Genomic DNA, 13,544 nt, shown 5'->3' on the forward strand with positions numbered 1-13,544 from the left:
GTCTCACTTCTCACTTCTCACCAGCTCATATCTCACCAACCCATGAATAACCTGTTCGCCTTTCTGTTTCGCTTCCGGGGCATCCTGGTATTTGCGATACTGGAAGTGCTGAGCGTGTTTTTACTGGTGCGCAACAGTACCTATCAGCGGGCCGCGTTTTTTAATTCGGCCAACACGTACGCGGGGCAGGTGCTCGATTGGCGCAACCAGGTGCAGGATTACTTTCGGCTGGCCGATATCAACCAGGAGTTGATGCGCGAAAACGCCCGTTTGCGCCAGCAGTTCTACCAGCCCGATTTGAGCGACCGAACCGCCGATTCGTTGCCAGTGCGCCAGGACAGCACCACCCGGGCCCGCCTGGCCGTGCTGGGCCGCCCCGACTCGCTGCTGCTGGGCCTGCGCCCCCTCGCCGCCCACGACCCCGACTATCCGCTCATCCCGGCTCGGGTCGTGAGCAGCACCCAGCGCCTCGTGGATAACTACCTGACCCTGAACGTGGGCCGCGTCGACGGCGTGCGCGACGGCATGGGCGTGGTATCGGCGGCCGGGGTAGTAGGCCGGGTAAAGGTATTTTCGGAGCACTACGCCACCATCACGTCGGTACTACACTCGCAGAGCCGCGTGTCGGCCCGCATCCAGCGCGACGGTACCATTGGCACCGTGCGCTGGCTCGGCGACGACCCCCGCCATGTGCTGCTCGATAATATTCCGCGCCAGAACCAGCTGGTAAGGGGCGACACGGTGGTGACGTCGGGCTACAACGCCGTGTTCCCGGAAGGGGTGCTGGTGGGCACCGTCGATTCGTTCGTGAAGGAACCCGACAAGAACTTCTGGACCGTGCGGGTGCGATTGGCCACCGATTTTTCGCGCCTTACCTACGTGTACCTCGTCACGAGCCGGCCCCAGGCCGAGCGCGACACGCTGGAGCGGCAGGCCGGCATCAAACCCGAAACCAAACGACCATGAGGGGCGGCATACTCGAAATCCTTTTGCAGGGGGTGCGCGGGGTGTTTTACCTGGCCCTGTACGTGCTGCTGATCAGCGGCACCGATTTCGTACTGTTTGATCTGGCCTGGTGCTTTATTTATCTGGGCTTTCTGCTGTTTTTGCCCATCGGGACGCCCATTGTGGTGCAGCTGATTCTGGGCTTCGTTACGGGCATTTCGCTGGATCTGGTGTTCGATACCGGCGGCGTGTACGCCGTGGCCGCCGTGTTGCTCATGTACGTGCGGCCCTGGGTGTTGCGCCTGCTCACGCCCCGCGATGGCTACGACGCCCAGGATTCGGTCAACATCCACCAGATGGGCTGGCAGTGGATGGTGGTGTATCTGACGCTGCTGGTGGCCGTTCACCATGTCGCCTTTTTCCTGCTGGAGCTGGGTTCCCTGCGTTTCGTGGGCCTCACGCTGGTCAAAATCGTGCTCAGTACGCTTTATACGGCGCTGGCTTTGCTCATCGTTCAGTTGGTGTTCTTCCCTACGAAACGGCGGAAGCGGTAAGTTGGTGAGGTGACGTCTCTTTTCCTCTGGTCGCCACACTCCTTCAAACTCAAATGCACTTTTTCCCCACTGTCGGGGTTATCTTTGCGCTTCCGCCGGTTGCGGCGGAACCTCTTTCCTTTCAGATTCTTCTGCTTTGCAATACCTCGAAGGCCGCAAGTACATCGTCCAGGCGATTTTCCTGGCCGTGGCGTTGGTTTTTGCGACGCGCCTCTTCTACATCCAGGTTCTGGACGGCAGCTACAAGCTGGCCGCCGACCGCAACACGCTCCAGCGCATTGTGCAGCCGCCCTACCGGGGCCTGATTTACGACCGCAAGGGCCAGATTCTGGTGCAGAATACGCCGGTGTACGACCTGATGGTGGTGCCCCGCGAGGTGAAGCAGCTCGACACGCTGCGTTTCAGTGAGCTGCTGCAGCTGCCCCTAGCCGACGTGCGCGAGGCCCTGCAGACGGCCCGCAATTTCAGCCGCGTGAAAGCCTCGCCGCTGGTGCAAAACCTGAGCACCCGGGAGCTGGCCGCCATCCAAGACAACCTGATTGACTTTCCGGGCTTCAGCGTGAAGGCGCGCATGGCCCGTTCCTATAGCACCCATAACATGGCCCACGCCCTGGGCTACGTGGGTTCGATTACGCCCAAGCTGCTCGAACGGCCCCAGTACAGCAAGTACCAGCCAGGCGAGTTCCTGGGTATTACGGGCCTGGAGTCGTTCTACGAAAAGCAGCTCATGGGCCGCCGCGGGGTGCAGTACCGCATGGTGAACGTCCGCGGCATCGAGAAGGGCGCCTTCCGGGGCGGCGAGTACGATACGCTCTCGGTGGCTGGCCAGGATCTGCACCTGAGCCTCGACTCGGACCTGCAGGCCTACGCCGAAAAGCTCATGGCCGGCAAGCGGGGCTCGGTGGTGGCCCTCGACCCCAAAACGGGCGAAATTCTGGTCTTCGTGTCGGCCCCCATGTTCGACCCCGAAATGCTGTCGGGCAATGGCATGGGCAACCGCTACATGGAACTGCTCAACAACCCCGAGCAGCCGCTGTTCAACCGTCCCCTGATGGCCACGTATCCGCCGGGCTCCACCTTCAAGCTGATAAACGAGCTGGTGGCCTTACAGGCGGGCGTAGTAACACCCCAGACCGGATTTCCGTGTAACTGGAAGCTGGTGCGCTGCACCCACCGCCACGAGAACCCGACCAACGTGGGCATTGCCATCAAGCAAAGCTGCAACCCGTACTTTTACCAGGTGATGCGCGCCACCGTGTTGCGGGGCCGCTCCAGCAACCGCTTCGAGGATGCCCGCCTGGGCCTGGGCGAGTGGCGGCGCAAGGTGATGGATTTCGGGCTGGGCGAGAAGCTGGGCGTGGATATGGGCCAGGAAAAAAAAGGTCTGATTCCGTCGCCCGAATTCTACGACAAGCGCAACGGCCACCACCGCTGGACCTTCCGCACGGTATACTCGCTGAGCATTGGCCAGGGCGAAATCGGGATTACGGGCCTGCAAATGGCCAACGTGATGGCCACCATTGCCAACCGCGGGTGGTACTACACGCCCCATTTCGTGCGTAGCGTGGGCCAGAGCGGGCCACTGCCGGAGTACAAAATTCAGCACACGGTGGGCGTCGACCCCATTCATTTCGAGGAGATTATTCCCGGCATGCAGAGCGTGGTGGATGGCAGAGGCGGCACCGGCTCCAACGCCAGTCTGCTCGATATGGGTATTTCGGTAGCCGGTAAAACCGGTACCGTGCAAAACCCCCACGGCGAAGACCATGCTACCTTCGCCGCTTTCGCCCCGGCCCAGGACCCTAAAATCGCCATCGTCGTGTTCATCGAAAATGGCGGTTTTGGCGGCAGCTCGGCCGCTCCGCTGGCGTCCCTCGTCATGGAGAAATACCTACGCGGCCAGGTAGCCCCCTGGCGCCACCATTGGGAGGAGTGGCTTCCCGGCTCCGCCGACCGGTTTATTGTCCGCCGGAGACATTAAAAGAATTAAGAATTAAGAATTAAGAATTAAGAATTAAGAATTAAGAATTAAGAATTAAGAATTAAGAATTAAGAATTAAGAATTAAGAACATCCTTTGGAAGCCCTGAAAACTGTACACGCGAATTAAGACAACTGATTTGATGCTAGAGCATGTCAGCCAAAAATTCTTAATTCTTAATTCTTAATTCTTAATTGAACACGCCCGCCCGCTATAACCGCAGCATCGACTGGGTCACGGTCCTGCTCTACCTGCTACTGGTGGGGGTGGGCTGGCTGAACGTGTACGCGGCCAGCTACTCGCCCGATGCGCCCGCAAATCCGCTGAGCACGCTGAGCTTCGGCCAGCTCATGGACTTCAACTGGTTCAAGCAAATTGTCTGGATCGGCACAGCCCTGATCCTTATCATGGTGCTGCTCGTCATCGACCCAAAAGCCTACGATACGTTTGCGTTTGGGCTTTATGGGGTGATGATCGTGCTGCTGATTGTCACGCCCTTTATCGCCCGGCCTATTGCGGGCTCACGCTCCTGGCTGGAGCTGGGGCCAGTGCGCTTACAGCCCGCCGAATTTGCCAAGTTCATTACCGCGCTGGCTGCCTCGCGCTACTTGGCCTCTATCAACCTGCGTCAGCAGAGCTTCCGCGACCAGCTGGTGCTGGCCGGCCTTACGCTGCTGCCCCCGCTGCTCATCATCGCGGCCAACGAAACGGGGCAGGCGCTGGTGTTCGGGGCATTTCTGCTGGCCTACTTCCGGGAGGGCATGTCGCCCCTGATTTTGCTGCTGCTGGCCGCCGGTGGCGTTATTCTGCTACTGGCGCTGCTCGTGCCCAAGCTGTGGCTGGTGGCCGCGTTTACGGTTATCCTGCTCATCGTGCTGTTCGCTAACCGCCGGGCGCTGCTGCACCACCTGCCGCTGGCCATTGGCACGTGGGTGGTGGTGATTGGAATGGTGTTCGGGGTGGATTTTTTCTTTAACAGCGTGTTGCAGGATCACCAGCGCAAGCGCATCGAAATCCTGCTCAATCCCTCTTCCGACCCCCTGGGCGTGGGCTGGAACGTTACGCAGTCGAAAATTGCCATTGGCTCGGGCGGGTTGGCGGGCAAGGGCTTTTTGCAGGGCACCCAAACCAAGTTCGATTTCGTGCCGGAGCAGAGCACCGACTTCATTTTCTGCACCGTGGGCGAAGAGTGGGGCTGGGTCGGCACCCTGGCTACCATCGTGCTGTTTATGGTGCTGCTGATGCGGGTGGTATACGTGGCCGAGCGGCAGAAATCGGTGTTCGGCCGCACTTACGGCTACTGCGTAGCCAGTATCATCTTCTTCCACTTCTGCGTCAACATCGGCATGACCATCGGGCTAGCCCCGGTCGTAGGCATCCCGCTGCCCTTCTTCAGCTATGGCGGCTCCTCGCTCTGGTCGTTCACCACGCTGCTCTTCATTCTGCTGGCCATTGATGCCGCCCGCAAGCAGGATTTGGAGCGGTATTAAGTATATAGATTAATCTGTGAATTCATGATAAAAATATATAGTAATTCGTTGTTTATAATAAAAATCCAATCACTATATATACTATAGATATGATGCAGGTTAATTTTGTGATTTTTAGGTAATTAATATTATTATTATTTTTTCTGATGAGTCTCGTATAAGTCAATATAGTGATAGGTGTCATAAAGCCTATTTGAATGATATTAAGGATCAAGATATTTCTGTTCATATTGTTGCGATACAATAATGAGAATAATGGTGTTAGAAGCAATATCAATTCAATAAATAAAAGAACGTATTTAGAAGTAGAATATCTTAAACGAGTGGGAAGAGAAAACACGAATAATAATATCCATGGAAAATTTATATAAGCAAAAGCAAGTAAATATCTATTTAAATATGGCAGATTAAATGGTCCTAAATTTTCGTCACTATAAATATAAAAAACAATTATATTGGAATACACAATAGAAAACGAAAAAATTGCGATTGCTGCCCAGAAAAACTTCATGAATATGCTATTTTTAAGCTGATATAAAGAAGAAAATATCTGTTTTATATCGGTCGGATTCTAGCGCTTGATTTGAATAAAAGATTACGGCTGATAATCAATGCAAAAGCCACCGCGAAAACCGGGGCCGACAAGTAGCCCATGCGGCCCAGGTCGCCGGAGAGTAGCATATGGCCGGCTATGATAACCAGCAGCCACGCGCCCGACCAGCCCACAGCGGGCAGCCAAACTAAGCGGGCCATCTGGTTGCGCAAACCCACTAACACGGCGAGGCTGAAGAAGCCGAAGATGCTGAAGATTTCGCCCGCGCCCTTCACCGAAAACAGCCGCCCAAGCGAGTAGCTTATGTTTTCGAGATGGCCCAGCGCGTTGTTCATGCTATCGGCCGGGGCAGCTCCCGCGCGCTGGTCAATCCAGAGGCGCAAAGCCAGCCAAGCGGCTCCGCCCAGGGCCAGCCAAGCGAGTTGATACGGCCAGGCCAACGCCCGCCGCCCGAACCAGAGCAGCCAGGGCACCAGCAGCAGCCCCGATTCTTTGGCTGGCAGCGCCAGCAGTAGCACCGCCACCACTGCCCCCGCCGAGCCCGCGCGCACGGCGTAGAAGGCCAGCGCGAATACCAGCAGATATAGGCTATCGACAAGGGGCAGGCCAGCCAGGTACACGGTCCAGCGGCTCGTGAGCACGGCCGCCAGAGCTAGCGCCGCCGCCAGCGGAGAGGCCCCGCACAGGCGGCAGGTCTGGAACATAACCAGGCCCGCGCCCGCCAGCAGTAGGCAGTTCACCACGTAAAAGCCCAGCCGCAACGGCCACTCACTTCCCGGCCGCTGGGGCCAGATGCGGGCGTACACCTGCTCCAGGGGCCAGGCTACAGCAGCGGCGGCGGCCGGCACCAGCACCCGGTAGCGCCGCGTGATGCTCACGCCATCAAACTCGCCCCTGGCTACGCTCAGGTAGCTGAGCGTATCGCGGGAGTGCGAGAAATCGTAGTGCCGGTACATCGGGTAGGCCGGGCCCGCCACCAGCCCCAGGGCCAGCAGGTATACCAGCAGCCATTGGGGCCAATGCAACGAAACGGCGTAAGTATCGGGCATGTAAGAAGCTCAATCTGGACTGGGGCCGTTGGGCTGTACCGTAGCCCAGCAGAAGAATCAGGCGCTGAATTTCCGGTCGATGAGCTTGAGCAGCTTGCTCACGTGCTCGTCTTTACGGACCCACTGCTGCTCGGCGGCCAGGTTTTCGGTTACGTAGCGCTTGGCAGTATCTGCGTCGGGCAGCGCGTCCAGGTGCTGGATAGCGGCGTGGTACTGCATGTTTTCGCCCGCGAACAGCTCGTTGATGAAGCTGAAACGCTGATTTATGGAAATGGCCTCTCGCAACGACTCTACTTGCGGCGCCTTATCGCCCAGCGTGGCGGCGCGGTCGGGGCGTAGGGTTTCGCTCAGCGACGGCGTGCCGGCGTGCTCGGCCTTCAGCTTGGCGTATAGCGGCACACTGGCAGCCGGCGCAGTAGCTGCGGCCGGCTCCGGGGCTTGCTTGGCTACCGTTACGGGGGCCGGGTGCGGAGCTTCGGCCGGCGCGGTTGGAGTTGGCTGAGCAACTGGCTGCGGGGCTTCGGCTGGCGGGGCCGGGGCCGGCTGAGGAGCCGGCGGCGGGGTTGGAGCCTGGGCCAGAGCGGGCGCAGCAGCAGCAGCAGCCGGACCGGACTCGCGGAGGTCGTCCTCGCTTAAAGCCAGTAGCTCATCGAATTGCCCGACCAGCGCAGCCACGGGTTCTACGGTAGCGGCTTCCTGGTGCTGGCGGAAGCGGCTTAGCAGGTAGTCGCGGGTTTGCTCCTGGTCGGCGGGCAATGCGTCAACGAAACTCTCGAACAGGGCCTTATTGGTGTCGAGGTAGCGCAGGCCCTCGCGCAGCTGGGCGGGCGTACGGACGGTGGCCTCGCCCAAGAGCTTGCCGGTGAGGGTGGCGGTCGGGTCGAGGGCGCCGGCCAGCGTATCGGTGATGGCCTGGGCCAGCAGGGGTTCGTAGGTGGGCCTACTGAGCTTGATGCGCCGCGACAGCACGTTCATGAATTGCGTGAGGGCTTGGCGCACGTCGGCATCTTCGAAATCGAAGTAGGCACTACGCAACTGGGCCATTTCGGCGGTCCATTTGCCCAGCAGCGCCTGCACCACAAACAGGTTTACCTGCCTGATGGGGGTGAAGCGGAGCACCGCCGGGCCGTCGAGCGTGGCCGTGGGGCGGGCCCCGAAATGCTGGTCGCAGAGCAGCGCCGCCAGTAGGCGGCCGTATTGTTCACGCTGGGCGTGGCTATATTTGGTATTCATCGAAAGCCTGGGTTCAGGGAGCAATTTAAGGAAAGATGCCCACTCTGATTATCGAAAATTTGGCCAGCACGGCCATAACAGTACCCGCCGGAGCCACATTGCTGGCCGCCATCCAGGCCGCGGGCCACGACTGGCCCCACGCCTGCGGGGGCCGGGGCCGGTGCGTAACGTGCCGGGTGCGGGTGTGCGCCGGCCCCGAGCACCTCTCGCCGCCTACTGCCCCTGAACTGCGCTACCGCGCCGCCGGCCGCCTCCGCCCCGACGAGCGCCTGACCTGCCAGACCCGCCTGCCCACCGGCCAGGTAACCGCCCGCATCCCCCGCGCCACCCAACTCCCCCACGTGGCTTACAGTGAATGAATTGGAACATCTGTCATCCTGAGCTTGCGAAGGACCTGGGAAGAGGTACTCGACGGCAAATGCACTTCTTACCAGGTCCTTCGCAAGCTCAGGATGACAGACGTCGGGATAGCCGTTATCTTTGAGCCTACCGGCTCCCTCATTCACCGAGTCACTCATTCCCTCATTCGCTGCTTGTGTTTATTGAACCCCGCGTTGGTACGGGTCCTTCGGGCATTGCCCGCCGGGGCTGGATTGAAGTCGTCTGCGGCTCGATGTTTTCGGGCAAGACCGAGGAACTGATCCGGCGGCTGAAGCGGGCCGAAATTGCCCGCCAGCGGGTCGAAATTTTCAAGCCCGCCCTCGATACCCGCTACCACGCCGAAGACGTGGTATCGCACAACCAGAACAGCATCCGCTCGACGCCCGTGCCGGTGGCCCAGGAAATCCTGCTGCTGGCCACCAACTGCGACGTGGTGGGCATCGACGAGGCCCAGTTCTTCGATGAGTCGCTGGTGGAGGTGTGCGTGCAGCTCGCCAACCGGGGCACCCGCGTTATCGTGGCTGGTCTCGACATGGATTTCCTGGGCCAGCCCTTCGGCCCCATGCCCGCCCTGATGGCCGTGGCCGAATTCGTGACCAAAGTGCACGCCATCTGCGTGCGTTGCGGCGAGCTGGCTTCCTACTCGTTCCGCGTCACGGCCGCCGAAGACAAAATTCTGCTCGGCGAAACCGATGCCTACGAAGCCCGCTGCCGGGTCTGTTTCCAGGAAGGGCTAAAGGGCAAGAAGGAGCGGGGCGGAATGAGTGAATGAGTGACTTCGTGAATCAGGGAAAGGGGGCTCATTCATTGGTTCACCGAGTCACTCATTCACTCATTCACCGTTAGCACTAAAGCCCGGCCGGGGGCGTTATCTTGCCAGTCTATTCGCCGCGCCCTTATTCCTCGCCGATGATTCAAGTATTACGCCTGCCCACGGTTGCGCTGCTGACTTTTTTACTGTTCTTGGCGACTACTGCCACTGTTCAGGCCCAATCGGCGGTTGGCTACGGCGACTGGCAGTTGCACCTGCCCACCAACCAAGCCAAGGCCCTGGCTGAAACCAGCGACCGGGTGTACGTGGCTACCCAGGATGCTTTCTTCTACTTCGATAAGCAGCTCAGTACCACGCGCCTGCTCTCCCGCCGCGACGGCCTGAACGATGTGGGCGTAAGCACGCTGGCCTACGACTCGGTGGGCCAGCAGTTGGTGGTGGTTTACCAAAACGCCAATCTCGACGTACTGCGCGGCCGCGACGGCCGCATTGTCAACCTCAACGATATTGCCCGCAAGGAAATCAACGGCACCAAAACCGTTAATCAGATTCAGATCAGCGGGCGGCGGGCCTACCTGGCCGCCAGCTTCGGCATCGTGGTCCTCGACCTCGACAAGCTGGAGATCCGCGATTCGTACATTAACATCGGCCCCGGGGGTTCGGTATTGCAGGTGTATGCCACGGCCGTAGCCAACGGTACGCTCTTCGCTGCGACTTCCAACGGCCTGATGCGTACGGCCCTGGCCGGCAACCCCCTCGACTACCGCAACTGGATTACCGACTTGCCCGCGCTGTCCAACGACCCCTACCGCACGCTGGCCGTGCAGGATGGCCGGGTAGTGGCTGGCCGCAACGGCGACCGGCTCTACGTCTACGCGGCTGGCAGTGGTTGGCAGCCGCTGGCCGGCTCCCCCACGGGCGTCGAGTTTCGCCAGCTGGCGACTTCGCGGGTGGGGCTGCTCGTGACCACGCCCACCCAGGTAACGGTGCTCAATGTGAGTACCGGGGCGGTTCGCCAGACGTTACGCCCGGCGCTGCTGCGCGATTCCCGCGCCGCGCTGCGGGGCCGGGAAGGCGTTTTTTACGTGGCCGATTTTACGAACGGGCTGCTGCGGATTTCGGCCGACGGCCAGCAGGCCGAGCAGTTCCTGACCAACGCCCCCGCCGGGGCGCCGGCTTTTAGCGTACTGGCCGATGCCCGCACCAACAAAGTAGATGTTTTCACCGGTGGTTACTCTGACCGCTACAACCAGCGCGAATTTTACCGGGGCTTTTACGAGTACGACCAGGGCCAGTGGACCAACATCACGCCCACTACGGTGCCCAACCGCACCCAGTACCCAAACCCGAAAGATCTTACCCACGGCGTGCGTACGCCCGATGGCACGCTCTACGTGGGCAGCTACGGCAACGGGCTGCTGGAATGGAAGGGCCCCGGCGAGTTCCGCCTCTTCAATGCCACCAGCAACCAGCCTAACCCGTTGCGCATCGCCAACGGTGCCCCCAACAACCCCGACTTCGTGCGCGTAACCGACTTGGCCACCGACGCCGAGGGCCATGTCTGGGTCGTGAACCGCCACCAGATTACCGGGCAGTCGGGCCTGTTTGTATTCGACCCGACCAACAACAGCTGGCGTATTATCGATTATTTCGCGGGCAGTGAAAACCTCGACCGCATCGCCCTCGATAACGCCGGGGGCGTGTGGGTGTCGCAGGCCCGGCTGGGCGGCCGGGGCATGGTGGCCCACAACCCCGAAACCCGCCAGACCCGCTACTACACCCAGGCCCTCGGGGCCGAGGGTCTTGTGGTCGATATCGGGGAGATTTACGACGTGGTGCGCGACCGGCTGGGCGACATCTGGGTGGCTTCCATCAAGGGGCCGGCCTATTTCTCCGACCCCAGCGGGGCCTTCGAACCCACCCTCGACCTCAGTTTCCGGGTGCCCTACGTGCGCCGGGGTGCCGGTATGGGTTTCGCTACGCTCCGCGACGAGAAGGTAAGCGCCATTGCCATTGACGGCGGCAACCGCAAGTGGTTCGGTACCGACCGGGGCCTGTGGCTGTTCAACGAGGATGCCTCGGAGGAGCTGCTGCACTTCACCACCGACAACAGCCCGCTACCCTCCAACCGCATCGTGGACATCGATGTGAACGACAAAACCGGCGAGGTATTCGTCGTGACCGATGCTGGCGTAGTGAGCTACCGCGGCGACGCCACCGTAACGGAGGCTAAGCCCAGCTGCGCCAAGGTGTTCCCGAATCCCGTGCGCCCCGACTTCGCGGGTCCGGTGGGCATCGGCGGCCTTGTTAACAATGCCAACGTCAAAATCACCGATGCCGCCGGTCGGCTCGTGTATCAGACCCGCGCCAACGGTGGCACCGTTACTTGGAACCTGCGCGACTACGACGGCCGCCGGGTCAGCTCAGGCGTGTACCTGGTCCTCTCCTCCGACGCCGATGGCAAAAATGGCTGCGTGAGTAAGATTGCCGTAATGGGAAACTGAGAAAGAGTCATGATGTTAGCTTCCTGCCAGATCCTTTGCAGGCTCAGGATGACAGCCGTTTAACCGCTCACCCTTCACCGCTCACCCATGCTCATCAAAACTCGGGGCATCGTGCTCAGCCACATCCGCTACCGCGAAACCAGCATTATCGCGCGGGTGTACACCGAGCGGCTGGGTCTGCAGAGCTACCTCGTGAATGGGGTGCGCAAGGCTAAGCCGCCCGGCCGGATTGCCCTGTTTCAGCCCCTCACGCTGCTCGAACTGGTGGCCTACACTTCCCGCAACGGGGGGCTCACCCGCCTCTCGGAGTTCCGCTGCGCCGAACCGTTCCGCACCCTGCCCTACGACGTGCGCAAAAGCAGCATCGGGCTGCTGCTGTCGGAAATTGTGAGTCGGGTGCTGCTGGAGGAGGAGGAAAATGAGCCGCTGTTCACGTTCCTGCACGACTCCATCCTGGCCTTCGACCGGCAGGCCGCGGGCTTCGAGAACTTCGCGCTGGTGTTTCTGCTCCAACTAAGCCACTACCTGGGTTTCGGACCCGAAAAAGGCTCGGAGGTTACCTCGCAGGTGGCCTTCGCTACCGATGTGCCCGGGGCCGCCTCGGCTCCCACGGTCCTGCGCTTCCGCGAGTTCGATGCATACTTCGATGCCCTGATGCGTACGCCGGACACGGCTGTGCTGCCCAACGGCCGCGTCCGCCGCGAACTACTGGGCGTGCTCATCCGCTACTACCAACTCCACGTCGAGCGCCTCGGTGATATCCGCTCCCTGGCCGTGCTATCGGAAGTGCTGGCGGAACTGTAGGAAGGAGAGGTGAGAAGTCAGAAGGAAGAAAAAGGACGTCCTTTTTGCGTCCGACCCGCGTACCGTTTCTCACTTCACATCCACCAACTCCACGTCGAATAGCAGGACGCTGTTGGCGGGGATGGATTCGCCGGGGCTACGGGGGCCGTAGGCTAGGGCCGAGGGGATGAGCAGGGTGGCTTTGGCCCCTTTGGAAAGTTGGGCGATGCCCTCATCCCAGCCGGCAATAACGCGGCCCTGGCCGAGCGGAAACTCGATGGGCACGTTGCCGTGGCTGGCCGAGGAGTCGAACTCCTGGCCGCTGAGCAGCTGGCCCCGGTAGCGCACGGCCACCGTCTGGCCCCGCTGGGCTTTGGCCCCGGAGCCGGGGCTGGTAATCACGTAATACACACCTTTAGGCGTTTTCAGGGCGCTGAGCTGGTGGTCTTTGGCGTAGGCCAGAATAAGCGCCTCATCCTGTTTGGCTTGCCGGGCTTCCCGCTCCTGGGCCAGGGCCTGCTGGCGAGCGGCGTCCTGCCGCATCTGAGCCTCTACTTCGGCCGGGGTCTGGATTTTGTCCACCTTGGCCAGCACCAGTAACGTGGGCCCTGCTTTGCGGATAAAACCGGGTACGGGCTGCTGAAACGATTTGCGGAATACGGTGTCGAGATTGAGGCGGAACACGCCCGAATCGCCGGGCTGGAGCAGGGCCATAGCCTCCTCTACCGCGCCGCGCTGCTGGGGCCGGATGGTGTCGAGGGGCACGCGCACGGGCTGGTTCTGGTTTTGCTGGCGCGAGTGCATGAGCACCGAATCCTGGGCCGTTCGGAACTGCAGGTGCAGGCTCATGATGCGGCCGAGACGGGCGGCGTAGGTGGGGTCGCCGGTGGGCGGCAGGGCCGGCCGCAACACGTAGCGGCCCTTGGCATCAGGGCGGTAAATACGGTATTCGAGGCCCGATTTCAACCGGTTAAACGGCACGGGCTTGCCCTGAAACGACCATAGCCCAGCCGCCAGCAACAGGCTCAGGAGGGGAATAAAAAAACGTAACCGGGCAGCAGAGCGCATGGCAGCAGAAAAACTTAGCAGAAAAGGAGAAGAGACGAAAAAGACGGAACAGGGGGCATAGCCAATGAAGTTATTTAGAAAGTCGCGCAAATCTAATAGAACATCATGCTGAGCTTGCCGAAGCATCTCTACCGCCAATTTCAAGGAAACTGTGGAGCTTCACGACGTCAATGGTCAGGTCGTGCAACGGGCCGAATTTCGGACCAATACGTTTGGCTCCTTCCACGGCTCT

General features: G+C 60.4%; 11 protein-coding genes. 8 read left to right on the plus strand and 3 right to left on the minus strand.

The window, feature by feature from the left end; translation table 11 throughout:
* Positions 1–42: 42 nt before the first annotated feature.
* From mreC to rodA, 4 genes are all read left to right on the plus strand, one after another.
* Positions 43–966 carry a rod shape-determining protein MreC gene (gene mreC, locus CDA63_RS15880; protein WP_088465446.1) on the plus strand — a complete coding sequence of 308 codons (924 nt, stop codon included), beginning with the start codon at positions 43–45 and terminating at the stop codon, positions 964–966.
* Positions 963–1,499: a hypothetical protein gene (locus CDA63_RS15885; RefSeq protein ID WP_088465447.1), complete on the plus strand. Its 537-nt coding sequence runs from the start codon at positions 963–965 to the stop codon at positions 1,497–1,499. The genes mreC and CDA63_RS15885 overlap by 4 nt, the downstream gene beginning before the upstream one ends.
* 136 nt (positions 1,500–1,635) lie before the next feature.
* Positions 1,636–3,480, plus strand: coding sequence for a penicillin-binding protein 2 (gene mrdA, locus CDA63_RS15890; RefSeq protein WP_088465448.1), 1,845 nt, complete (start codon positions 1,636–1,638; stop codon positions 3,478–3,480).
* A 193-nt stretch (positions 3,481–3,673) separates the two neighbouring features.
* Complete coding sequence (rodA, locus tag CDA63_RS15895) at positions 3,674–4,969, plus strand: rod shape-determining protein RodA (RefSeq protein ID WP_088465449.1); 1,296 nt, start codon at positions 3,674–3,676, stop codon at positions 4,967–4,969.
* Between the two features lie 555 nt (positions 4,970–5,524).
* Here rodA and CDA63_RS15900 read toward each other — a convergent pair.
* Positions 5,525–6,571: a hypothetical protein gene (locus CDA63_RS15900; protein WP_088465450.1), complete on the minus strand. Its 1,047-nt coding sequence runs from the start codon at positions 6,569–6,571 to the stop codon at positions 5,525–5,527.
* Positions 6,572–6,628: 57 nt separating this feature from the next.
* Positions 6,629–7,804 (minus strand): hypothetical protein, encoded by a 1,176-nt coding sequence (locus CDA63_RS15905; RefSeq protein WP_088465451.1) that lies wholly within the window; start codon positions 7,802–7,804, stop codon positions 6,629–6,631.
* Between the two features lie 35 nt (positions 7,805–7,839).
* Between CDA63_RS15905 and CDA63_RS15910 the strand changes: the two genes are divergently transcribed.
* The 4 genes from CDA63_RS15910 (at position 7,840) to recO (ending at position 12,265) form a co-directional block, all read left to right on the plus strand.
* A complete protein-coding gene (locus tag CDA63_RS15910) occupies positions 7,840–8,163 on the plus strand; it encodes a 2Fe-2S iron-sulfur cluster-binding protein (RefSeq protein ID WP_088465452.1) in 324 nt (107 codons plus the stop codon).
* Between the two features lie 176 nt (positions 8,164–8,339).
* The gene (locus CDA63_RS15915) at positions 8,340–8,957 is read left to right on the plus strand and encodes a thymidine kinase (RefSeq protein ID WP_088465453.1); all 618 of its coding nucleotides are present in this window, start codon (positions 8,340–8,342) and stop codon (positions 8,955–8,957) included.
* A gap of 137 nt (positions 8,958–9,094) precedes the next feature.
* On the plus strand, positions 9,095–11,461 hold the full coding sequence (porZ, locus tag CDA63_RS15920) for a type IX secretion system anionic LPS delivery protein PorZ (RefSeq protein WP_088465454.1): 2,367 nt from the start codon (positions 9,095–9,097) through the stop codon (positions 11,459–11,461).
* Positions 11,462–11,548: 87 nt separating this feature from the next.
* On the plus strand, positions 11,549–12,265 hold the full coding sequence (gene recO / locus CDA63_RS15925; protein WP_088465455.1) for a DNA repair protein RecO: 717 nt from the start codon (positions 11,549–11,551) through the stop codon (positions 12,263–12,265).
* A 69-nt stretch (positions 12,266–12,334) separates the two neighbouring features.
* On the opposite strand, the gene CDA63_RS15930 is transcribed toward recO, so the two are convergent.
* On the minus strand, positions 12,335–13,312 hold the full coding sequence (locus CDA63_RS15930; RefSeq protein ID WP_088465456.1) for an FKBP-type peptidyl-prolyl cis-trans isomerase: 978 nt from the start codon (positions 13,310–13,312) through the stop codon (positions 12,335–12,337).
* Between the last annotated feature and the right edge of the window lie 232 nt (positions 13,313–13,544).

Origin of the sequence: Hymenobacter amundsenii, assembly GCF_002204745.1 — a bacterium.
Lineage (GTDB): Bacteria > Bacteroidota > Bacteroidia > Cytophagales > Hymenobacteraceae > Hymenobacter > Hymenobacter amundsenii.